The 22,700-nt window shown below is 52.3% G+C and carries 26 protein-coding genes; 20 read left to right on the forward strand and 6 right to left on the reverse strand.

What is annotated here, in order from left to right:
- Nucleotides 1–26: 26 nt before the first annotated feature.
- Nucleotides 27–1,472 carry an oxygen-independent coproporphyrinogen III oxidase gene (gene hemN / locus ABCS64_RS07410; RefSeq protein WP_418891908.1) on the reverse strand — a complete coding sequence of 482 codons (1,446 nt, stop codon included), beginning with the start codon at nucleotides 1,470–1,472 and terminating at the stop codon, nucleotides 27–29.
- Between the two features lie 307 nt (nucleotides 1,473–1,779).
- Here hemN and ABCS64_RS07415 point away from each other — a divergent pair, with 307 nt between their 5' ends.
- Together ABCS64_RS07415 and ABCS64_RS07420 are read left to right on the forward strand one after the other, a co-directional pair.
- Nucleotides 1,780–2,463, forward strand: a complete 684-nt coding sequence (locus ABCS64_RS07415) for a spore coat protein U domain-containing protein (RefSeq protein ID WP_418891226.1) — start codon at nucleotides 1,780–1,782, stop codon at nucleotides 2,461–2,463.
- 339 nt (nucleotides 2,464–2,802) lie between these two features.
- On the forward strand, nucleotides 2,803–3,246 hold the full coding sequence (locus ABCS64_RS07420) for a universal stress protein (protein WP_418891227.1): 444 nt from the start codon (nucleotides 2,803–2,805) through the stop codon (nucleotides 3,244–3,246).
- A gap of 27 nt (nucleotides 3,247–3,273) precedes the next feature.
- On the opposite strand, the gene ABCS64_RS07425 is transcribed toward ABCS64_RS07420, so the two are convergent.
- Together ABCS64_RS07425 and ABCS64_RS07430 are read right to left on the reverse strand one after the other, a co-directional pair.
- Nucleotides 3,274–4,275, reverse strand: a complete 1,002-nt coding sequence (locus ABCS64_RS07425; protein WP_418891228.1) for an AAA family ATPase — start codon at nucleotides 4,273–4,275, stop codon at nucleotides 3,274–3,276.
- Between the two features lie 21 nt (nucleotides 4,276–4,296).
- Nucleotides 4,297–4,719 carry a hypothetical protein gene (locus ABCS64_RS07430; protein WP_418891229.1) on the reverse strand — a complete coding sequence of 141 codons (423 nt, stop codon included), beginning with the start codon at nucleotides 4,717–4,719 and terminating at the stop codon, nucleotides 4,297–4,299.
- 49 nt (nucleotides 4,720–4,768) lie between these two features.
- Between ABCS64_RS07430 and ABCS64_RS07435 the strand changes: the two genes are divergently transcribed.
- The 6 genes from ABCS64_RS07435 to ycaO all read left to right on the forward strand — a co-directional run bounded on the left by ABCS64_RS07435 (nucleotide 4,769) and on the right by ycaO (nucleotide 11,599).
- The gene (locus ABCS64_RS07435) at nucleotides 4,769–5,407 is read left to right on the forward strand and encodes a class I SAM-dependent methyltransferase (RefSeq protein ID WP_418891230.1); all 639 of its coding nucleotides are present in this window, start codon (nucleotides 4,769–4,771) and stop codon (nucleotides 5,405–5,407) included.
- 144 nt (nucleotides 5,408–5,551) lie between these two features.
- Nucleotides 5,552–5,986 (forward strand): NfeD family protein, encoded by a 435-nt coding sequence (locus ABCS64_RS07440; protein WP_418891231.1) that lies wholly within the window; start codon nucleotides 5,552–5,554, stop codon nucleotides 5,984–5,986.
- Nucleotides 5,987–5,991: 5 nt separating this feature from the next.
- The gene (locus ABCS64_RS07445) at nucleotides 5,992–6,855 is read left to right on the forward strand and encodes an SPFH domain-containing protein (protein ID WP_418891232.1); all 864 of its coding nucleotides are present in this window, start codon (nucleotides 5,992–5,994) and stop codon (nucleotides 6,853–6,855) included.
- A 683-nt stretch (nucleotides 6,856–7,538) separates the two neighbouring features.
- The gene (locus ABCS64_RS07450) at nucleotides 7,539–8,345 is read left to right on the forward strand and encodes a class II glutamine amidotransferase (RefSeq protein ID WP_418891909.1); all 807 of its coding nucleotides are present in this window, start codon (nucleotides 7,539–7,541) and stop codon (nucleotides 8,343–8,345) included.
- Between the two features lie 170 nt (nucleotides 8,346–8,515).
- Entirely contained in the window at nucleotides 8,516–9,748 is a 1,233-nt protein-coding gene (locus ABCS64_RS07455) for a cystathionine gamma-synthase family protein (RefSeq protein WP_418891233.1), read from the forward strand.
- 12 nt (nucleotides 9,749–9,760) lie between these two features.
- On the forward strand, nucleotides 9,761–11,599 hold the full coding sequence (gene ycaO, locus ABCS64_RS07460) for a 30S ribosomal protein S12 methylthiotransferase accessory factor YcaO (RefSeq protein ID WP_418891234.1): 1,839 nt from the start codon (nucleotides 9,761–9,763) through the stop codon (nucleotides 11,597–11,599).
- Nucleotides 11,600–11,819: 220 nt separating this feature from the next.
- Here ycaO and ABCS64_RS07465 read toward each other — a convergent pair whose 3' ends face one another.
- Nucleotides 11,820–12,536, reverse strand: coding sequence for a hypothetical protein (locus ABCS64_RS07465; RefSeq protein ID WP_418891235.1), 717 nt, complete (start codon nucleotides 12,534–12,536; stop codon nucleotides 11,820–11,822).
- Between the two features lie 187 nt (nucleotides 12,537–12,723).
- Between ABCS64_RS07465 and ABCS64_RS07470 the strand changes: the two genes are divergently transcribed.
- The 12 genes from ABCS64_RS07470 to ABCS64_RS07520 all read left to right on the forward strand — a co-directional run bounded on the left by ABCS64_RS07470 (nucleotide 12,724) and on the right by ABCS64_RS07520 (nucleotide 20,249).
- Entirely contained in the window at nucleotides 12,724–13,392 is a 669-nt protein-coding gene (locus ABCS64_RS07470) for an IS1595 family transposase (RefSeq protein WP_418891910.1), read from the forward strand.
- Between the two features lie 313 nt (nucleotides 13,393–13,705).
- Nucleotides 13,706–14,194, forward strand: a complete 489-nt coding sequence (locus ABCS64_RS07475) for a hypothetical protein (protein ID WP_418891236.1) — start codon at nucleotides 13,706–13,708, stop codon at nucleotides 14,192–14,194.
- Between the two features lie 59 nt (nucleotides 14,195–14,253).
- The gene (locus tag ABCS64_RS07480; protein WP_418891911.1) at nucleotides 14,254–14,805 is read left to right on the forward strand and encodes an RHS repeat domain-containing protein; all 552 of its coding nucleotides are present in this window, start codon (nucleotides 14,254–14,256) and stop codon (nucleotides 14,803–14,805) included.
- A 2-nt stretch (nucleotides 14,806–14,807) separates the two neighbouring features.
- On the forward strand, nucleotides 14,808–15,257 hold the full coding sequence (locus ABCS64_RS07485; protein ID WP_418891237.1) for a hypothetical protein: 450 nt from the start codon (nucleotides 14,808–14,810) through the stop codon (nucleotides 15,255–15,257).
- Nucleotides 15,258–15,473: 216 nt separating this feature from the next.
- Entirely contained in the window at nucleotides 15,474–16,169 is a 696-nt protein-coding gene (locus tag ABCS64_RS07490) for an RHS repeat domain-containing protein (RefSeq protein WP_418891238.1), read from the forward strand.
- Nucleotides 16,170–16,171: 2 nt separating this feature from the next.
- The gene (locus ABCS64_RS07495; RefSeq protein ID WP_418891239.1) at nucleotides 16,172–16,672 is read left to right on the forward strand and encodes a hypothetical protein; all 501 of its coding nucleotides are present in this window, start codon (nucleotides 16,172–16,174) and stop codon (nucleotides 16,670–16,672) included.
- A gap of 274 nt (nucleotides 16,673–16,946) precedes the next feature.
- Nucleotides 16,947–17,330, forward strand: coding sequence for a hypothetical protein (locus ABCS64_RS07500; RefSeq protein WP_418891240.1), 384 nt, complete (start codon nucleotides 16,947–16,949; stop codon nucleotides 17,328–17,330).
- Between the two features lie 37 nt (nucleotides 17,331–17,367).
- Nucleotides 17,368–17,511 (forward strand): RHS domain-containing protein, encoded by a 144-nt coding sequence (locus ABCS64_RS12605; protein WP_479686653.1) that lies wholly within the window; start codon nucleotides 17,368–17,370, stop codon nucleotides 17,509–17,511.
- A 359-nt stretch (nucleotides 17,512–17,870) separates the two neighbouring features.
- Nucleotides 17,871–18,098: a hypothetical protein gene (locus tag ABCS64_RS07505; protein ID WP_418891241.1), complete on the forward strand. Its 228-nt coding sequence runs from the start codon at nucleotides 17,871–17,873 to the stop codon at nucleotides 18,096–18,098.
- Between the two features lie 52 nt (nucleotides 18,099–18,150).
- Nucleotides 18,151–18,609: an RHS repeat-associated core domain-containing protein gene (locus ABCS64_RS07510; protein WP_479686663.1), complete on the forward strand. Its 459-nt coding sequence runs from the start codon at nucleotides 18,151–18,153 to the stop codon at nucleotides 18,607–18,609.
- A 731-nt stretch (nucleotides 18,610–19,340) separates the two neighbouring features.
- On the forward strand, nucleotides 19,341–19,751 hold the full coding sequence (locus tag ABCS64_RS07515; protein WP_418891913.1) for an RHS repeat-associated core domain-containing protein: 411 nt from the start codon (nucleotides 19,341–19,343) through the stop codon (nucleotides 19,749–19,751).
- Between the two features lie 117 nt (nucleotides 19,752–19,868).
- Nucleotides 19,869–20,249, forward strand: a complete 381-nt coding sequence (locus ABCS64_RS07520) for a hypothetical protein (RefSeq protein WP_418891242.1) — start codon at nucleotides 19,869–19,871, stop codon at nucleotides 20,247–20,249.
- 337 nt (nucleotides 20,250–20,586) lie between these two features.
- On the opposite strand, the gene ABCS64_RS07525 is transcribed toward ABCS64_RS07520, so the two are convergent.
- Complete coding sequence (locus ABCS64_RS07525) at nucleotides 20,587–21,684, reverse strand: oxidoreductase (RefSeq protein WP_418891243.1); 1,098 nt, start codon at nucleotides 21,682–21,684, stop codon at nucleotides 20,587–20,589.
- Between the two features lie 187 nt (nucleotides 21,685–21,871).
- Nucleotides 21,872–22,672, reverse strand: a complete 801-nt coding sequence (locus ABCS64_RS07530; protein ID WP_418891244.1) for a MetQ/NlpA family ABC transporter substrate-binding protein — start codon at nucleotides 22,670–22,672, stop codon at nucleotides 21,872–21,874.
- Nucleotides 22,673–22,700 lie beyond the last annotated feature (28 nt).

Below are 22,700 nucleotides of genomic sequence, written 5' to 3' on the forward strand. Positions count from 1 at the left end.
AGGGCGCGACAGTCCGGCACCGTCGTTCAGATCACCCTGGAATAACGCCGGCGTTCGCGGTCGGCGCGCAAGCGGCGGTCAAAGACCATCGCGATGCCGCGAATCAGCATGCGGCCTTTGGGGAGTACGCGGAGACGGCGGTTTTCGATCGTGAGCAGGCCGGCCTCGACCATGTCCGCCAAAGCGCGCAGCTCAGCGGCAAAGTACGTTTCAAAGCCATCAAAACCTTGTCCGTCCACCCCTTGGCGGAAAGGGGCGGAATGCCCGAACTCACGCTGCGCGATGGCTTCAACCGCGGCGAAATCCAGGGCGAAATGGCACATCAGCCCCTGAATGACCGCACGGCGCAGCCGGTCATCCGCATCCAGCTCGATCCCGCGGAATATGGGCAACTCACCGCGGTCGAGCGCGCTGTAATACGCATCGAGCGTTTTGAAGTTCTGATAGTAGGCCGAGCCAACCTGGCTGATCGCCGAGATACCGAAGGCGAGCATGTCGCACTCCGGAAACGTCGAATAGCCCTGGAAATTCCGGTGCAATCGGCCTTCCCGCAGGGCAACGGCCAAATCGTCTTCCGGTTTGGCGAAATGATCCATTCCGATGAAAACGTAACCCGCATCCGTCAGCGTGCGGATCGCCAGCGCCAGAATCTGCAAACGCGCTTCGGCCGTCGGCAGATCCGCTTCCGGAATACGCCGCTGCGGTTTGAACAGCCCCGGCAGATGCGCATAATTGTAGATGGACAGCCGGTCCGGCGCGGCGGCCAGCGTACGTTCCAGCGTCCGTGCAAAACTTTCGACCGTCTGGCGCGGCAAGCCATAAATCAGGTCGATGCTCACCGATCTGAAACCGTTGGCGCGCGCTGCGGCAATGACGGAAAACGTTTCCTCTTCGCTCTGCCGGCGATTGATCACCTGCTGCACGGCGGTATCAAAGTCCTGCACGCCGACACTCATACGGTTAAAACCCAGCTCGCCAAGCAGTTTGACCGTATCGGCATCGACTTTACGCGGATCGACTTCGATCGAATATTCGCCGCCCTCGCGCAGGCGAAAATGCCGGCGCGTCGCTGCCATCAATTGGCGCATTTCATCGTGTAAAAGGAAAGTGGGCGTACCGCCGCCCCAGTGCAGCTGCTCGACAAGATTGTCATCACCGGCAAGAAAACGACGCTGCAAGGCGATTTCCCGGGCAATGTAACGCAGGTACTTGGCCGAACGCCCGTGGTCCTTGGTGATAATTTTGTTGCAGGCGCAGTAGTAGCAGATCGTCGGGCAGAACGGCAGGTGGAAATACAGCGACAAAGCTTCTTTTTTCCCCGCTGCACGCCGGGAAAGCCAATATTGACCGCGATCCGGAGCCAACGGAACAAAGCGGTCAGCCGTCGGATACGAGGTATAGCGCGGGCCGTTGATGTCAAAGCGCCGCACGGTTTGCGCGTCGAAAACGACGCTATCGGCAACAGTAAGCATGGACATAGTTTAATCTGAGTCCAACGGGCGCCTCTACATGGTCAGAATGCACGCAAAAAACCAAACGCTGTCTTTTACTTTCTTCAACGGGAATTCGTCAAATCCATTAGCGATACAAAATTTCACACAAAGTCCAAGCGTTAGCCGTAGTGATATGAGAATATTCAGCCGTTCTATCGCAAAAGTGGTTCGATAAAGCTTCCGCAACAAAATCACGGCCTCTGACATCCGGAGAAGACACACCGTCCTTGGAAAGCATGGGCTTCAGCGGAAATCTCACAATCTTGCATTCACCTGGAGTTAAAAAATGAAAACATGGCAATCCATCGCTGTAGGACTGATCTTCAGCGTACCTATTTACGCATCCGCCGATACTGGCGGTACCGTTTCTTACCGTTGTCAGCAAGGCAAAAACCTAAGCGTCCGTTATAGCTTCAACGCACAAGGCATTCCCACGCAGGCGCGTGCCATGCTCAATGGTCAAGACCGGAAAATGGCCTACAATCTTGATCGCTCCGATAATGTGGATACTTTCTTCAACGACCGGAATGGTTATCGGCTGGACTCATCCTATATGGACAGCAACAATTATCGTACCCAGCAAATTATCGTCACCGGTCCTGATGATCAGATTTTGTACAAGGGTTGCAGACCCGAGGCCAAAAATGCGGAGCGTATGGCTGAGAAACCAACGAGCCACGTCAAAAGCGCCCAGGTCGCTTATGTCTGCCAGAATGATCAGCGCGTCAACGTGTCCTATCAATTCAATTCTGCAGGCCTTCCCACGCGTGCCGCCGCCCGCTTACAGGGTCGGAAAATCACGCTGAATTACGACCAGAACCGCTCAGATAACGTAGACACCTTCTTCAGTGGGCGCGGTTATTCACTGACAACCGACTATATGGATGCAGAGAACTATCGCTCACAAAATATCACTATTACCGCGCCCAACGACGTCCTTCTTTATAAAGGCTGTTCACCCGTTCGCTGATCGGTCGGTGTAAATAACCGCAGCCTGAAGCCATCATCAGCGGCATGGCTTCAGGCCCCCTCAAAACCACCTCTACAGCTCGTGCATGGCGGCCATGAAACACGGCCGTCCCAGCCGGACATCCGATCGCTACGGCATACGTGGTAGCGGCACATGGCAAGCGGCGGACAAGGAGAGCCATCAGGAACAACCTGCCTTATCAGCTCGCCAGCCATAGCATACTGATGAAGCATGCAGGGATGCGTTTGCATCAAGGCACCTTGCCAGAAATCCTGCGCTACTTTTCCTTTTTAGAAAATTGCGGCTATATTGGAAGCGTCGGATCAGCAAGGAGACATCATGTTCAAGCATATTCTCGTCCCGACGGACGGTTCTGAACTCTCACAGGCAACCGCCAGACGCGCAGTCTCCTTTGCCAAAGAAAGCGGGGCGCGCATTACCGCGCTCTACGCCACGCCGGATTTTCCGGAATGCTTCTTCGGCGAAGGTGCGCTGGTCGATCCCGGTTCGCCGGAAAAATTCGCCCGGCTCGCCGAGGAAGAAGCGCAAAAAATCCTCAACTTCATCGAGACCCTCTGTCAGGAAGCAGGTGTTCCCTGTACGAAGCTGTCGATCCATAACGACATTCCTTACGAAGCCATCATCGAAGCGGCCAACCAGCAGGGCTGCGACCTGATTTTCATGGCCTCGCACGGACGCAGCGGTATCGGCGCCCTCCTGCTCGGCAGCGAAACCAGCAAAGTGCTAACGCATAGCAAGATTCCAGTACTGGTCTATCGTTGAATCAGGACGGAACCGGCGCCTCACCGGTTATGAAGCCTGCCGGATGAGCTGCGGCTCTTCGAACAGCGAGTTGATCTCGACGCGAACGATATCCGGGTTATCCGGCACAAGGTAAAGAACCGGCGTTATCAACTCTTCGAAAATGCCGCGCAGGCTGCGGGCGCCGGTTTTGTACTCGATGGCAATTTCTGCAATCTGCTCGAACACGCGCGGCGCGACGACAAGATCGACGCCTTCGGCGCGGAAAATATCCACAAACTGCCGGTAAATGGCATTTTTGGGCACGCTCATGATGCGCGCCAGCATCTCGCGCGACAAATCATCGAAGCGGGCCACAATGGGCAAGCGGCCGGTAAATTCCGGGATCAGACCAAACTCAAAAAGATCGGTCGGCTTCACGCGCTTGTTCAGGCGTTCGAGGATATTTTGGTCATCGCTGTCGGACGTGGCAATAAAGCCGAAGCCGTGCGTCTTCGACATAATTTTTTCCAGCCCGACAAAAGCACCGCCGCAAATGAACAGGATGTTCGTCGTATCGATGTAGCGGCCATCCTCAAACTTGACCGGCGCACCCTCCATGATTTTGAGCAGGGCGTGCTGAACGCTCTCGCCCGAAGTTACACGCGCCTCGCCCTTGCCCGCCTTGAGCTTGTCAATCTCGTCGATGAAAACGATGCCGAGCTGCGCCCTGGCGATATCCCCCCCGGCACGGTCGATCAGGCGCAGCAGCGCCGCTTCGATTTCCTGATTGACATATTGCGTCTGCGCCAGCGAAGTTGCATTGGCCGTGACGAAAGGCACACCCAGCATGCGCGAGAGCGTTTCGCACATCAGCGTCTTGCCCGTGCCGGAGTTGCCGATCAGCAGCACATTGCTCTTGGCGACATTACCCGCCTGCTGCACGAGCGAAATCTTGCGGTAATGCGAATACACCGCGACGGCCAGAACCTTCTTCGCCGCCTCCTGGCCAATCACGTACTGGTCGAGGTATCTGACGATCAGGCTGGGGGTCACTTCCTTGGCAAGCATGGCGGTTTTCCTTTGAACTCTTCAAGACCAGACACGGATGGTATAGCGGATGTACCGATGAATCCAGAAAACAAGAAAGTGGCGCACCGCCAAAGCCTTCCCCAAAATACGCCATGTGCATTGATACGACCAACGTCGCCTGCATTCCCGCAAATAGGCAAACACACCGTCTGCGGCGGCAATGCCGGTTTTCACAAAATCCATAAAACATAGGTTAAAGTAATGGTTATTATGTGTCTCTACGCTAGGCGGTAAAGCCGTGATCGCGGCAGTCGCCATCTTAAAAAATGCATCCGAATACCCAGCCCCAGCGGTGGCCGTGAATTTGCCGGCCACCGGCAGTATTCTGCGGTGTTTGGCGTTGTATCGTGCTGCGTTATCCGCCTCGCGGAACACTTGCGGCGGATGCGGGTCATCCGCCGTTTTTGTTGGGCTTTTTGCCATCCGCGCATCCTGGTTTTTTGGTATTGACTGATTGGTACAAATAATTCAAATGGATTCCAACACAAGCCTATCGACTTTTAAAACACCTTCGGCACGCTGGACAGCAATCGCTACGAGTGCCAGTCAGAAAACCCGCATCATCCGTCAGTTTTTTACCCATCCACAAAGCATCGGCGCCATCGCGCCCTCATCCCAAACGTTAGCCACAGAGATGGCTAACGCCGCGCTACACTACGGTGCTCCCGACGCTCTCGTCATTGAGGCCGGCGCAGGCAGCGGTGCAATTACCGAAACCCTGGTTAAAGCACTGCCGGATAATGCCCGCTTCCTGGCCTGCGAAAACAACGCACAGTTAGCCGACGCGCTGGCGTACAGAATGCCCGCCATCGAACTGCGCCGCAACAAGATTCAACATCTGCCGGAATGGACTTCGGCCAACAATAAAACCATTGTTTCCTCATTACCCTTCCGCAGCCTGCCCGCCAATGATGTCCGTGAAATTATCCGCTGCTTCCACGGAGAACTGTGCCGCCATCAGGATTCGATTCTGGTGCAGTTCAGTTATGGCCTGCGCAACCCTATCCCAGAACTGGCTGAGGATGACAATATCGCCTGTTTCCACCACAACACCGTGTTCCGTAATCTGCCGCCCGCCAAGATCTGGATTTACCGCCGCCAGGCCGCCTAGGCATTCCGTACCCGCGCGCTGCCGATCCTTCGCTGCGCCCTATTACCCTATTCACCCTATTCCGCGTCCGTCTGCGCTAAACTGGCGCAAGCCTCCCGCGCCCCATAGCGCATAGGTGTTTTGCATCGTCCGCGGAGAATACACATGATCGAATGGTGGTACTGGCTGATACTCGGTTTCTGTCTGATCATGGCAGAACTTCTGATTCCCGCCTTTTTCACGCTCTGGTTTGGCATCGGCGCCATCACTGTCGGCCTCGTTTTGCTGGCGATACCCAGCCTAGGCATAGCGGCACAGATCCTGCTGTGGGCGATACTGTCGAGCGCGCAGGTCATCCTCTGGTTCCGTTTTCTCCGGCCAAAAACCATGACCGCCATCGGCACCTCGGCATCCGATGTCATCGGCGAAACCGGCGTTCTTGTCAGCAATCTGACGCCACATGCGCGCGGCAGCGTACGTTTCCAGAAGCCCATATTGGGTGCGGACTGCTGGGAATGCTATGCGGACACGCCCATTTCATCTGGCACGCGCGTACGCATCGTCGCCGTGGAAGGTAATTTCATTAAAGTAGAGGAGTAACCATCATGGTAAGCGGTGCCACCCTGACAGCACTGATTTTTATGGCTTTTATCGCTTTGACGGTCGCCCAGGGCGTGCGCATTGTGCCGCAAGGCGAGGAATGGATCGTTCAACGCTTGGGCAAATACCATATTACGCTGTTGCCCGGCCTGCGCTTCATCATCCCCTATCTCGACTCGGTAGCCTACCGGGTCACAACCAAGGACATCATCCTCGATGTCCAAGAACAGGAAGTCATTACCCGCGACAATGCCGTCATCGTCGTCAATGCGATCGCCTTCATCAAGGTCACTGATCCGGTCAAAGCCGTTTATGGCGTGGAAGATTATGTTGAGGCTATCCGCAACATGATCATGACGACTTTGCGTTCGATCGTCGGCGAAATGGATCTTGACCATGCGCTTTCCTCGCGCGATATGATCAAGGCTCGCCTGAAAGCCGGCGTTGCCGATGAAGCGCTTGACTGGGGACTGACCGTCAAGTCGGTCGAAATCCAGGACATCAAGCCTTCACCTTCAATGCAAAAAGCCATGGAAATGCAGGCATCCGCCGAACGCGAGCGCAAGGCGATGGTGACCAAGGCGGAAGGTGAAAAACAGTCAATGATCCTGTCCGCCGAAGCGCGGCTGGAGTCAGCCAAGCGGGACGCCGAAGCACAGATTACGCTGGCCGATGCATCCTCGCAGGCCATCACCAAGGTGACGCAAGTCTTTGGCGCCAACGAACTGCCGATGTTCTATCTGCTTGGCGAGAAGTACATCAACAGCCTGAGCAAAATGGCCGACTCGCCGAATGCAAAATTCGTCGTTCTGCCGGCCGATTTGCAAAATGCGTTGCGCGGCCTCTTCCAGAATTTACCCAAGCATTAGGCCGGTTTCCTTGTATAGCGGCTTCTTTGCCCAAATACGGCGCTGGGCGTTGGCCTCGCCTTGTCTTGTGGCAAAGCCCGGGCGATCTATTTGGGGTGGCTTAGGGCAGACGCTCTGAAGTCCCTTATCCACGGGCATCTCAGAGCACATGCCCTGAACCCCCTATAAACAGGGCATCTCAGAGTACCCTGCCCGCCAGCCCTTTATTTATAAGGGTTCCAGAGGTGACTGCCCTGAGCTCCTTTATCTACAAGGGTTTCAGAGGATGGTGCCCGGAAATGCCCTATCCACGCGGGGTTCCGGTGGGTTCCTTAAAAGCTTCTCGCCCTGTGAGAGGGTATAGATCGGACACATGGGAGAGGGGTTTGATAGGGGTTTGGGGAGAGGGAAAATTAAAGGGTTGCCCTGAGCGCCTTTATCCACAAGGGTTTCAGAGGGGGCACCCCGGAAACGCCCTATCCACGCGGGGTTCCGGGGGGGGTATTCCGCACCGACGCGGTGCCATGCGCGCGCCGGCATTGCCGCCCGGCTATAAGCAAATAAAAAATGCTTCTTTGGCAACGCCAGGAGTTACGCCTAAACTGCGCGTGTTGCCCGCCATCCGGTTTATTGGTCATTAACGGAACAGCAGCCGCTGCTGGTCCCCAAACTTCTGAAATACGCTTCAATAAGGAGAAACTGCCATTTGCCAGCTTCTTGGAATGAACTGCAATGTCCCCACCGACATCTGCTTTTCCTTTACCGGCTTTCAGGCCCGTGGCGGCACAACGGATACGCATCGCGACGGCTGGGGGATCGCTTTCTTTGAAGGAAAAGGCGCGCGCCTTTTCCTCGACCACAATCCCTCCTGCGAATCGCCGCTTGCGGCGCTGGTGCGACACTATCCGATCCGATCACTCAACGTCATCGCGCATATCCGAAAGGCGACGCAGGGCCGCATTAGTCTGGAAAATACACACCCTTTCAGCCGCGAACTCTGGGGGCGTTACTGGATTTTTGCGCACAACGGCAATCTGACGAATTACGAGCCCACACTCGATGGTAGCTTTCTGCCGGTCGGTCAAACCGACAGTGAACTGGCTTTTTGTCGGCTGCTGCAAGACCTGCGCCAGCGTTTTCCCGCCGGCATGCCGCCAGAAGAGGCGTTGCATGCGGCCATTGACGAATTCGCAGCACAAACGCGGCGCTTCGGTTCCTTCAACTTTCTGCTCTCCAATGGCGATAGCTTGTTCGCCCACCGCACGACGGAACTGCACTACATCATTCGCCAGGCGCCTTTCCCAGTTGCCCATCTGATGGACGAAGACATGACTGTCGATTTCAGCGAAGTCACCACGCCCAACGACCGCGTCGCCGTCATCGTGACCAAGCCGCTGACCGATAACGAAACCTGGCATCCGCTGCCGGTCGGCCGCGTGACGCGCTTCCACAATGGCGCCCCCGTAGCGTGGCAGCCGGTAAAATCGCCCCCTTCCGCGGAGGCACGTTAGAGACCAGCCAAGCATATGGCGAGGCTAAAAGCCCGTCTTGGAGACCGCGGCATTGCTTTCCATCGCAACGCTGATTCAGGCAAGCGGCCTCTGCGCCATCGCTAAATCGACGATAATCTATGCCCTGTTGTGTCTGCTCCGACACATTCTATTTTTCCTGTGAGAGGCTCATGAAAGAACTCGGCTTTACGACCGGCAATCTGCACTGTGATCGCGCCAAATCCACTGAACATGGGGCGGTGCATAAACCCATCCACAATTCTGCCGCCTTCGGCTTTACCGACGTCAACGATCTGGTCAGGGTATTCCAGGGCGAGCAGGCTGGCTTTGTTTATGGCCGCCAGGGTACGCCGACGACGATGGCGCTGGAAGACAGGATCACACGCATGGAACAGGGACTCGCCACGGCGACGTTCGGCAGCGGTATGGGCGCCATTTCGGCGACGCTGCTGGCCTTGCTGCGTGCCGGCGACCACCTGATCGCCAGCCGTTTTTTGTTCGGCAACACCACCAGCCTGTTTGAAACGCTGGCGCAGATCGGCATCGCCGTCTCCTTTGTCGATACGACGGATGCCGCCCATGTGGCCGCTGCACTGCGGCCAGAAACGCGGATGGTGTTTCTTGAAACGATCGCCAATCCCTGCACGCAGGTCGCCGATCTGCAAGGCATCGGGCAGCTATGCCGCGAGCGGGCTCTGATTTATGTTGTCGACAACACGGTCACTTCGCCGTATCTCTTCCGTCCCAAAAACGTCGGCGCTTCGCTCGTCATCAATTCGCTGACCAAGTATATCGGCGGACACGGCAATGCCCTGGGCGGAGCCGTCACCGAAACGGGCTGCTTCGACTGGGCCGCTTATCCGCATCTCTACGATTTCTATAAAAAAGGCAATCCCGCACTTTGGGGACTTACACAAATCCGCAAGAAAGGGCTGCGCGACATCGGCGCAACACTTGGCCCGGAATCGGCGCACCACCTGGCGGTCGGCTCGGAAACGCTGGCATTGCGCATGGAGCGCATCTGCGCCAATGCACAACGCCTGGCCGAGTTTCTCGCCGCGCATCCGCAAGTCGCGCGTATCCATTACCCCGGTCTGGACACCCACCAGCAATATGAACGCGCCAGGACGCTATTTAGCGGCTGCAGCGGCATTCTTGCCTTCGAGCTACGTGAGGGTTGCGATTGCCTCGACATCTTTCGCAAGTTCCGCATCGTCATTCCTTCTACCAATCTGGGCGATAACCGCACGCTGGCACTGCCCGTCGCGCAGACGATCTATTTTGAGCTTGGCCCCCAACGCCGCGCAGAATATGGCATTGCCGAATCGCTCATCCGCGTTTCCGTCGGAATTGAAGATGGGGATGACCTCATCGCCGACTTTGCGGCCGCGCTGGCGCAATAAGGCACGCCTCAAATGACGCCAGACAACACGCCACCCAAGGAGGCGGTGACTGCGCCTGATGACGCGTCCCCGGTCGCCAGCCGCATTGAAGGCGCCGAACAGGCCGAACGTCGTGAACATTTCCCGCCCGGCAAGGACGCGCCTCTCGAAGCGAGCATCCTGCATATGCAGGCGCGCTTGGCGGCGCTGGGCTTTCATGTGGAAGAGCGTTCCTGGCTCAACCCGCTGGGTGACATCTGGTCGGTACACCTGCGCGAGCGTGATTGTCCACTGCTGTTTGCCAACGGCAAGGGCGGCTCCCGGCCGGCCGCGCTCGCCAGCGCACTGGGCGAATTCTGCGAGCGGCTGTCATGCCATTACTTTTGGGCGCATTACGATCTCGGCACGCGCTACGCCAATGCGGACTTTACCCATCACCCCCAGGAGCGCTGGTTTCCCCTCTCCACAAAAGGCCGCTGGCCGGATGGGCTGCTCACGCAGGCACTGCGCGGTTTTTACGACCCGGAAGGCAGCCTCGATCCCCGATCCCTGGTTGACCACAATTCTGGCAATGCGGAGCGGGGCATCTGCGCCCTGCCTTTTACCCGCTTGCACGATAACGCGCAGGTCTGGTTTCCGGTCAATATTCTCGGCAACCTTTACGTCAGCAACGGCATGGCCGCGGGCAACACGCCGTCCGAAGCGCGGGTACAGGCGCTGTCGGAAATTATCGAGCGCTACGTCAAATTCCGCATCTTTAGCGAAGGTCGATGCCTGCCGGACGTGCCGGAACCGATGCTTGCCCGCTTTCCCCGCCTTGCCGCCGGCATCGCCGCGCTGCGCAGCGCCGGTTTCGGCATTCTGGTGCGCGACGCCTCGCTCGGTGGCCGATACCCGGTGCTCTGCATCGCTTTACTCAACCCCCATGATCAGGGTTGCTATTGTAGTTTCGGCGCGCATCCGCGCTTTGAGATCGCCCTTGAACGCGCGCTGACCGAGCTGTTGCAAGGGCGCGCGCTCGATGCGCTCGACGGCTTTCCGGAACCCGGCTTTGATCTCGACGAAATCGCCAGCGCACCGAATCTGGAAATCCACTTTGTCGATTCAAGCGGCATCGTCGGCTGGCCTTTCCTCGGCAATGTGCCCGACTTTGCCTTCCATGATTGGAATTTTTCCGCGACGACGGATGAGGAATACGCCTGGCTGGTTCACCTGATCGAGGCGCAAGGGTTCGATATCTACGCGGCCGACTACACCCACCTGGGCGTCTATGCCTGCCGCCTGCTCGTACCCGGCATGTCGGAAATCTACCCGGTCGACGATCTGGAATACGAAAACAACGCTGCCGCCGACGCTCTCCGGGATGCCATTCTCAACCTGCCCCAGCTGGACGGCGCAGCCTGCCGCGACCTGCTCGCCGCACTCAACGAATCCGGCCTGGCCGACGAGCATCTGGTCGCCGCGCTGATCGGCCTGGCGCCCGATGCCAGCTCATTTTGGGAGACGCTGCGCCTGGGCGAACTAAAAACACTGCTCGCGCTCGCCGCGGGCGAGGCAACGGCCATCCGCGAAGGCTGCGACTGGATTCACCAGTTCGGCCAGATTGACGCCGCGCGGCGCAGGGTCTATCGCTGCATCGAAACCCTGCTCAATCTGCGCGAAGCGGGGCTGGAAAAAACCTGCCAGCAAGCACTCGCCAGCCTGTATACGCCCGAGACCTTACAGCAGGCGGAAGCCCTGCTAGCCGGTAAAGAACGCTTTTTCGGCCTCGATACCGCACCGGGTCGGGATTTCAACGGTTGCACAACACATCGCCGCCTGCTTAAAGCGTACGAAAAAGTGCGCCGCGCCCTCCGCCAGGCCGTCGACTAAATTCGAGGCGGGCGATGGGACTGGCTCAAACCCACAGCAACCATTGAAGAACCAAGAATGACGGGACATGAGTGCAGCGCGTCCAACCCGCCTGCCGCGCCGTAGCCGCATCTTCATGACTACATGACGACTTGTGCGCTATGCGCGCCCGAGTCTCATCGGCCATTCCGCGCCATCGCGCCGCGACCGTGACGTGGAAATGAGACTTAAGCGTCCGTTCTCAACTCTTTCGGAGCAAATCCTGCACTTTGCGGACAAGCACTTCCATTTTTTCGTAAGAGTTGATGCCGTTTTTCCCGCCCCAAAATGGTGATACACAAACAAGCGTATTGCCGTGCATTGCGTAAAAGAGAGTGAAGCGACCGCAGTCAAGCGTTTGGTAATTGGACTCCCCGGCAAAGAATCGGAAAAAGTTTTCTTTTTCTTCTATACCAGTGCACATCACAAGTTTAGGTTGATTTTTACGCATCTGTTCTCGAAAAAACTCACCGCGATGTGTCACGCACCACTCACGGTACGCATGAAATGAATCAAACCCTGTAGCCTTGCCCAACAACTCATCCCATTTCACGTCTTTGCGCCCTTTAAAACGAATAGGGAACATGTTCATCTTGAACCCACAGCCATCAGGCTTGCGATACATGATCTTGTAGGTTTCGACAAACTGCTGATAGCTCATCTTTTCCCAATAAAGATCGTAGAAATAGTGCAAAAACCAGCAGATTTTTTGGTTATATTGTGCGCTCCAGCTGCCTTCAAAATTCTTGTCTTGCCAAGAAGTGGGCTCAGGTTGCGCGTCAAAGTCTGACGCTATTTTTTCATCATTATTTTGCGTACCGCCCCACTCCATCCCGCAAAACCAAACTTCAGACTGCAGGTTACCGCCATCACACCCTGCAAATGAAAGAGCCATATTTTTAAATTTTTCCGTCACCATTTTTGCTCCTTTTTATTAGGCAGCCCCTAGCATCACGAACAGAATCAAACGAGTCCAGCGTTAACCTGTTGATCTGCATAATAGCTGAATAGCCTAATACATTAGCGTCTTAGGAAGCAAACAAGTGTTCAACACATGTTTGATTCTTGAGATGCGAGGTAAAAACAAATACTACCGCCATTGAAAAATCAGTGAAGCCAAGTTTCGCCAGCTACTGCGCCTGTTTGCCATGGACTTGACCGCCACGGATGTCGCGCAGTTGTGCGGCCTTTCCGTGCGCTCGGTCAATGCGGTATACCAACGCATCCGTGTCCGCCTGGCCCAAGAATGCGCTGCGCACTCTCCGTTCTCGGGCGAGCTTGAAGCCGATGAGTCCTATTTCTGTCCCAAGCGTATCCGAGGCAAACGCGGGCGTGGCGCGGATGGCAAAACCATCGTCTTTGGTCTGCTCAAACGTGCCGATTGCGTTTATACCGAAATTGTCCCCGATGCTTCCAAAGCCACGCTGCAAGCCATCATCCAGAGTAAAGTGGATCCTAACAGCATCATTCACACCGATGGCTGGCGAGGCTACGATGGGCGGGTTGACCTCGGCCTAGAAAAGCACTTTCGGGTCAATCACGGCAACAACGAATTTGTCAAAGGCTCCAGGCATATCAACGGCATCGAGTCTTTCTGGAGCGATGCCAAACATCGGCTGACGCAGTTTCATGGCGTGCGAAGGGACAAGTTCGAGCTGCACATCGAGGAAACCGAGTTTCGCTTCAATCACCGACACCTTGACCTCTACAAGACAGTGCTTAAAATGCTCAGAGATGTCCCCCCTTTGATGCGTTTGCTTCCTAAGCCCCCCTAGGAATTCTCAAGCTCTGGCACAAAGAGGTATTTAAAGGTTGGGACAGGTGTAGTTATGGCTCCAAAAGTGAAATTGATGATTTTGCTGTAGCAATGAGCCTTATTGATAGATTTTCTGGGGGTACATCCAAGAATCGATTAGAACTTGTTGATGAAATTCTTAAGGATGCATCCATTACAAATATCGGTGCTAAAAGGTTTTTGAATGATAGTTGGCCAGTTCTGCGCAAGCGGCTCAATAGTAATAGTTATAGCAACAGACAACAGGAAGATAAATAAGAAAGTCCAAGCCAAGGTTTAGTAGGAGGTTAATAGTGGACAAGCTTAACGACATCACTTCTGTCATGCTTCAATTTCGCGAATCAGTTAGGCACAACTGGAATACATACTTCCAAGATGCTGATGAGCCGATGGGTCCGGAAATTCAAGAGGCTTTTACTCTCGTGGAACAAGGACTATTTCAGGGAATAGTATTGTGTAAGTGTGCTTATGTCTTACCCTGTAGATACCGGGAAGCACCCCTGCCATTTATACAAGTTGTGCCTCGTCCCGAAATACCCGACTTGGAGTTTCAAATAGGATTATTGGGTAGTAGTTATAAAGTATGGGATTCTCCTGTTCGGTTTAAAGTCGAAGGGAGTACCAAGCTTGAATTCGTCCAGTTCTTTGATTGGAATCCATACGAGCAAATAAACATGTCCTTGGTGCAAGTTTACATTGCAAGAATGGATACAAGGCCTGATCTAGTTGGAGCGCATGCGTTGATTGCTGAGCACGAAATACGTTTCTTACTCATAACATAACTTGCTGATGAAGCTTATAGTAAAAAGTGTAAACCTTATCCCCTGTCTTCGGCTGATAGCTGCTAAAGAGAAAGGGGGCCACTTATAGCTCTTACAATTTCTTCCATGATTATGATCCTCTCTCCGGGCGTTATCTGCAGTCCGATCCCATCGGACTAGACGGCGGAATCAATACTTATGCCTATGTCGAAGGTAATCCATTAAGTTATATAGACCCCCAAGGGCTAGCAATCAATTGCCGGTTGATTGGCAGCGTCTATATATGTCAGAGCGTACCTCTGCCACTAGGTAGCAGCACCGGAAATTCGTATATTGATGAAGCACTTAAAGGCGGTAGAGGAAGTAGTTCAGGTTCTTCATCAAATAATAATGGAATTTTTCGCCAAACTTGCCCACCTCTACCCCCAGAAGATCCTTGCGACAAGAAATTGGACGAGAAACTACTACGACGCCTAGGTATAGATGCTCATAAGATTAAGAATGATTTGCTTGGAGGCAGAGGTTTGGGGGCTTATAATCTTTGTGGTTGCAAAGATGGGCGTATCGTTTTAAAACGCAGTTCAAATTGCAAAGCGCCTGGTGGTGAATACGTTTATGAGCGATGGAAATAGCAATGATCCCGTTAATTCAGATGTATCTGGCTCCGCAGTGCCCAAGTGATTCCTACGCTAGTATCGAGATGGCGACGGCAGCAGGACAGCTTAGGCAGCTTATTTCTGAAGAACTGTTTGTCAAATTCCAACAAAGTAAAGGATGTATCTATCAAGAACCTTTCTCAACCGTGCTGATAGGCTATTCCCTATTTAGATATGATATTGAATTGTTCGAGCAGTACACAAACTTTCTTTTTGAAGAATTGCATAACAATCAAGCGGTACTTTCTAAGTTGGTCAACACACCTTCGGTGGTTAACAGTTTTGTAATCAATATTAACTTGATGGGTCCTGAGGAACGACCTTACTTTTATCTATCCAGTACGCAAATATCATTTTTAGCCGAAATACGTGCATCGCTTTTTTTTGATGGATATTTAATGTTTGGTGATGAAGAAGAAAGTAAATAGCAAAAACTTACTTCTCTATCTTCAGCTGATAGCTGCTAAAGAAAAAGCGCGTCGCTTGATACATCTGTTTTGAATGAGGGGCGTGGGCGTGCATAAGTGATTTCTTCTCTGAGCGTTTGCATATCCGTACAAATAGCTTGAAGTTGTCTCGCCCAGTGTTCATTGTCTGTTTGTCCCGCTTGTTAATTGGAGTATTCTTGGTCGTTTTTAGGCTTCATGGGTACCTCTCCCGTCCTGGCGCAGATGCAGGTTTATTACGTGCATTTGGATCATTTGAATACGCCGCGCCGGGTCACTGATGAGCACAATACGGTGTTATGGCAAAATCCGCCGCTTTCCGAACCTTTCGGCTTGATGCCACCCGAGGAGGATCCGGATGGCGATGGGCGGCGATTCATCCTCAATCTGCGCTTCCCCGGTCAGTATTTCGACACGGAGTCTTCTACCCATTACAATTTCTTTCGTGATTATGATCTCCTCTTCGGGCGTTATCTGCAGTCCGATCCCATCGGACTAGACGGCGGAATTAATACTTATAGCTATGTCGAGAACCGACCAACTATGATGATTGATCCGGAGGGGTTGCAAGCGATTCCGGTTCCATTTCCATACATTCCCGGATTCCCGCTCCCAGGAAACCGACCACCCAAGTCAAATGACCCAAGTAATCTGCTGGCCCCTCCAAAATCGGAATCACCACCATTTTCATGGCCAGATTGGACCATAAAGAAGAATTTGCAAGAGGAATGTAAAAACGAGTGTGATGAAATTGAAGAACGGGAAGTAGTAGACTGCGAATGGCGCTACAAAATGGGAGGGCGTAGTAATCGGGAAAGCGTTCGTGCGTGCATACAAATGGCTCGTGACCGATGGATACAATGTTACAAGAAATGCCAAAAAGAGTGTAAATAACTATGAATAATATTGGAATATTTATCTACTATGATGAAAGTTTAAAAAAGCTGGTCTTTGTTAAACAGAAAATCACTCAAGGAGAAAAAAATGATTTTTATCAACTATTAGATTTCTCTTTTAAAGATCAATCTGAGATTAACACCCAAGAATTAGAACAAACCTTAGGTCAATTGATTCTTTATTACTTAGAAAAACTGACGCCTAACGGATTAGGTTTCGGAAACTATTCTCACTTGCTGAAAGAGATTAGCAAAGAAAACCTTGAAAAATTTTGCCAAGACATTGATCTAAAAAAAACTAGCGATAAATATGATTTAGCCACAATAATGTTTTCATATGGCCGTCGAAATAAATCATGGAAAACTGTAGAATATGCTATTAACTTATTCAAACAAGCTTCTAGCGAAGGACATAAGGAATCTAAGCACTTTATAGAAAAAGATTTACCAGTTGTTTATTCACGCTTAGTAGAAAAATTAAGAAATCCCGATGAAAATTAACACTACACACGGGAGATAATCAATTAGTGTTTGAAAAATACAACAGGATGAATATTGACTCTCGCAATACATACTTGATTACAACAAGGACTGTGAGTAAAAGAGTAAAAATGACTTATAGCACTGCTATCTATTAATGATAAGATAGATAATCGACTAACCAATGGATATTGCCTCAAGATGTTTATCAAATTATATCCACCTCCCCTCAGATTATTGGAAATACTAGTTACCTTGGTACAAATCTACCATACAGAAAGTGAATCATTGACTGATGAATTGCACGGAAAAATTTTTAATCTTATTTTGCATAGTAGTGACAACTACCCTAATTTGGTTGTTATCTAAAGCGGAAGTCATTACTTTGCATGCTACTGAGAGCATTTCTGTCGGTACTAATCCAGTAGAACCTATTGTTGGAAGCAATCTAGTTGCTATAATAAACAAAGATGAAACAGCTGAAGTTATCTCTTGTGAAGATATAAAAACCAATCAGGTAATTCTGGTTCGCCTAAAAACCGGTAGTACTGGGTATGTAACAAAAGGAGGATTTTTCTTGGAACGCCAAAGAATTAATCTAGGAATAGCTTTATCACGCTCTGATGCTATAACATTTTCGTGCGCAGGTTTTTTCAACAGTTATTCCCAACCTTATTAAACATAACAACATCAATGCCTTTCCCGTCCTGGCGCAGATGCAGGTTTATTACGTGCATTTGGATCATTTGAATACGCCGCGCCGGGTCACTGATGAGCACAATACGGTGTTGTGGCAAAATCCGCCGCTTTCCGAGCCCTTCGGCTTGATGCCACCCGAGGAGGATCCGGACGGGGGTTAGCCAGTTCTGGCCAACCCACTCGAATTCCGGGGGTAATTCGACTACGATTAGAATCGACCCTCCGCATGTGTCGGGACAGCAATCCCATGCTCACGCTTATGAGAAGGGGTGCAAAGAAATTGTGGTCAACAAAGATGGCACCGGTAGTCATGGCTCTGACCCATCGAAACTCAAGAACCGTGAAAAAAACTTCTTACGCGGAAAGGAATTCAAGATCATGTGGTGCCCGCCATTCCTAAATAATTTAGTTATGAGCATGGCTGTTTACCAATGTGTAGCAGGTGATCTAACTGCATGTCAGATTTTCCAAGGCATGAGTGATACTATTCAGGATAGTTCTGAAATTTGAGGCTGATTAAATGAATATCTATGGTTATTCTTTGACGGACAGCGAGGCTCTTCAATCTCTGCGTGAGGTATCTATTTTGGCGAGCAGGGAAGAGTTGCTTGCCTTGGCTGCATTTTTTGCAAAATGTGCTTTTGAAATTCAGATGGAAAAAAATTGGGAACATGCACATTTTGGAGATTTTTTGGGGAATCCCCCGGAACTCGACAGGGACATCATCGTTGTTGCAAAACGAGAGTAACTACCGGGGCTTACAATTTCTTCCGTGATTACGATCCCCTCTCGGACGTTATCTGCATTCCGATCCCATCGGACTAGACGGTGGAATCAATACTTATGCCTATGTCGAAAATCGACCAACTATGATGATTGATCCGGAGGGGTTGAAAGGTTGGTACTGCCAGCGTCCACTTGCCCCCGGCACTCAAGAGCCACTACTATTCAATCATCAATACCTCTGCGTGACTCGTGCTGATGGTTCCGTTTCCTGTGGAGGGCTTACCACTGATGGCAATCCATTGTCTGGAGAGCCGCGCCTGACGCGCCCAGACGAGGACTATTACGACCGGAGATCCTGCAAGGAAGTTGATGACGACAAGGAGCAATGTTTCGAGCAATGTGTCCTTCGCAACTTTGCCAAGCCGAGCAAACCACGCTATGGCATCGGACCACTGACAGACTGCCAAGAGTACGCAGACGATCTCTATTATGGTTGCAAGATTCTTTGCAATATACATAGGGGCAGACAATAATGTGCGGTCGATTGGTACGGGCTCTATTTATTCTTTTCCATATTGGGTTAGCGTGGTATGCGTGGTCATCATGGTCAGACGCTTTGCCTCAATATAAGAATAAAGCATTATTCATTTCATCGATTGTGCTATATGCGTTGGCGTTCCCGGCAAGTTTAGCGGTTCAGTTGATCTACACTGGGTTGACTTTAATTACGCCGATTGATCAGCTTAATACGGGTACGGCATTTTTGACTTGGATGGTGATGACGTGGGGGCCACTAACCATGGCCGGGTATCTGCAATGGTTTGTGTTTGTGCCACGCTTGGTTCGGTATTGGCATAATTGACCCGAGAAACCTCGTGACGGCTTATACCCTTGACGGCCTGGATAACCACCTTCAGACCCGAAGTCCGGACACCGGCGTCACCGTCAGCATTTATGACGCTGCTGGCAATGAGATCACCCATACCGATGCCAAGGGCCAGATCACCCGTATCGCCTATGACGCGCTGAACCGTCCGATACACATCACCTATGCCGATGGACGACAGACCCGCTATACCTGGGATGCAGGAACCTACGGCGTCGGACGGCTTTCCCGGATTGATGAAGTGGAGAACGGCAGCATCACCGGCAGCCACCAATACGCCTACGATGCCCAGGGACGTCTCCGGCAGGAAACCCGCACGTTCGGCGCGCGCTCCCATACCACGGCCTACCATTACGTGGGTGGCGATTCATCCTCAATCTGTACTTCCCCGGTCAGTATTTCGACACGGAGTCTTTTACTCATTACAATTTCTTCCGTGATTATGATCCTCTTTCCGGGTACTATCTGCAGTCCGATCCCATCGGACTGTACGGCAGAATCAATACTTATGCCTATGTCGAAGGTAATCCGTTAAGTTGGATTGACCTATTAGGCCTCGAAGCAGAGATGTGTTACCGTTTAATTAAATTTCGGTTGATTCCTGGCCAACATTGCTTTATTCGATTTAATGGCAATGATAGTGACACATTGAGTTTTGACCCCGATGGAATCCATCCAGACCCTGTGCATCAAGGAGCAACTTGTAGAAAAGCAGAAGGTCGGGAAGGGGATGATTGCGTAAAACAGGAAATACAAAAATGTCAAAACTATAATTTTTTTCAGAAATAACTGTTGTTATTGTATAGAACAAGCTTTAAAAGCTTGTGGACAGTATATTACTTCTAGGCAGTGGCCTAATTGGCCCATTAATCCAGGGCCACAGCTAGGAGAATCTGGATATAAGCGATGACTCATTGGACTACACTACGAGCTTCATTAGTTGGGATTAGTGTATTCATGCTTGGGCAAGCGTTATATGTCGCATTTAGCAACCATGAACCACTACGGCTGATATTACTTTGCACACCTAGTTTCGCTGCATTAATATCTGCTTATTTAGCGCCACATTGGAAGATATTTATAGGAATTTCTATGGCCATATACGGAACTATAATTGGAGAACTAATGGCATGTATTTATGAATATTTTGGTGGACATGTAGACCGTATTGGCGACACAGGAACAACATTCATAATTCTTTTTACCTATAATATGACATTAAGTATCATCGGCAGTATTCTAGGAATAGTCTTATCTCAAAAGATTATAGGTTCTTATGATGAGTAGAAAATACTTATAATTATATTAAAAATTGAGTATTATCTATTTCCACATTTTAGTTAATTATATAGCCCTTTATAAAACAGTCTCAGGTATTTTTGGTACCAGTTTCTATGGCTTACATCTATTATAAATTACAGCAAATCCAATCAGGACTGTCTCAGGCATATTGATTTAACTGAATACAGATACAACCAGCAATATCTCATTCGAAATAAGCTACTTGAAAAATAGATCGCCAACAGTATTGACGGAAGTTCGCGAGGCCCTTGCTACAGCGTCCGAGCCTAGATGACCACCCTTAATTTCATCCAGCACTCAGTGCAGATAATCAACTGCGCATTCAGGTTATTGCTGGCAGCGCTTCAACTTCGGCCAGCGCCTTGCGCAGCCGCTCGGCATCGACGATGCCCGGCAAAAAATGAATGCTTTCTTCCGGACGCAGGATACGCGCGACAAAGGCGGCCATATCGCTTTCCTGCATCGGATCGACGCCCAGATCGGCCAGCCGCCGCGGCAGGCCAAGCGCACGTAGTGCTGCCCCTAAATGCAGCAATTCCTCGCTCCGCCCTTCCAGCGCCAATTGCACGAGAATGCCATAAGCCACCTTGGCACCATGCAAGATACCCGCCGTTGCCGGGATGACGGTCAGCCCGTTATGGACGGCATGCGCGGCGGCCACACGTGTATAGCGCTCACCCAGGCCGCCAACTAGGCCACCGCCGGCAATAATGGCATCAATGACCTGAACCAACGCTTCATTCACCGCACCGGCCGCAATGGCCGTTAACGCCGCAGCGCCCTGCGCCAGCAATACGTCATGAATCTGACGGGCAACCGACAGGCCGAGCTGCGCCGTCAGCGGCAGAGCCGGCGCGGCATCGCACAACACCCGCGCTTCGTACCATTTGGCCAGCGTATCGCCGATGCCGGCGCGCAGATATTCCGGCGGCGCCGCCAGTATGATGCGCGGATCGACGAGAACAAGCCGGCTGGCCAGCGAAAAAAGCTCAAAACCGAGCGCACAGCCTTCATCGTCGTACCAGACCGAAAGCGGCGTCCATGCCGCGCACGTGGCGGCCACGGTGGGAATGGCGACGAAGGGTTTGTCCAAACGGGCGGCGACCGCCTTGGCGGTATCGAGCGCGGAACCGCCGCCAATACCGATCACCAGATCGGCGTTCCGCCCGTCCCGAGCGTAGCCGGCAACCAGGCTTTCGCTGCAATGGCCAGAAAATACGCGGCGGATCGAGCGTGCATCGTCATCGAATACCGGCGGCAGATACGGCCGGGCGGCCGCCAGGGCACGCGGCCCGCCGATCCATAGCGCCTGCCGCAAGGTGGCGTCTGGAAAAAATGCATCGAAATGGGCCAGCGCGCCGACACCGGAAAAATAGTTGGCTGCACCAGCTTGCACCCGGATTCCGTCAAACGTGCTCATGTCCGCTCGCTTCCGTATTTATCGCGCCGCTCAAACCGGCATTACATAGCCCCGCCGGCTCGCGCCTGCCTGGCGAGCCCCTGGTTTCATCGAGATATCGATCGAAATATCGACGCTCGGCAGACGCGCACCATATTGTCGATGCGCGGATTTGCCGGGCGGGTTGGATCATATGAAGAAACAAGAATTACCAGACGGGGAAAATGGAGTCCTTAAATTCTTTCTTGATGAAGGCCTTGATTTCATCGTTCTGGAATGCCTTGATCAGCTTCTTGATGACCGGGCTATCCTTGTCTTCAGCGCGTACCACGATAATGTTGGCGTAAGGCGACTGGAGGCTTTCCATAGCGATTGCGTCACGCGCCGGCATCAGCCCAGCCTGAATGGCAAAATTGGTATTGATCGCCGCCACGTCGGCATCGTCCAGCGCACGCGGCAACTGCGCGGCATCCAGCTCAATGAACTTGAGTTTTTTCGGATTTTCGACCACATCGATCGGCGTCGCCTTCAGGCCGGCGTTGGGTTTGAGTTTAATGAGTCCCTTCGCCTCCAGCAGCAGCAATACACGGCCGCCATTCGTCGGATCATTAGGCATTGCCAGGCGCGCGCCTTCAGGAATCTGGTCGAGCGACTTGATCTTGCGCGAATACAGGCCGATAGGGAAAAGAATCGTACGGGCAACGGATACCAGCTTATAGCCGCGATCCTTGACGGCGCTGTCCAGGTACGGCTGGTGCTGGTAGCTGTTCAGATCCAGATCGCCAGCGGCAAGCGCGGCATTGGGCTGAACGTAATCGGAAAATTCGATGATGTCGATCTTGAGGCCATCGCGCGCAGCAATTTTCTTCACGGCCTCGAATACCTGGGCATGCGGCCCGGCAGTCACGCCGACGCGCAGCGGTTTATCCTCACTCAGCGCCGCATGGGCAGAAAACGCGGCCAGGGCAAATACGGCCGCCAGACTACGAATGATCTTGGGTATCAGCATGTGTCTTCCTTCAAAAGTCATCAAAGAA

Origin of the sequence: Dentiradicibacter hellwigii, from assembly GCF_041770905.1 — a bacterium.
In the GTDB taxonomy this organism is placed as follows: domain Bacteria; phylum Pseudomonadota; class Gammaproteobacteria; order Burkholderiales; family Rhodocyclaceae; genus Propionivibrio; species Propionivibrio hellwigii.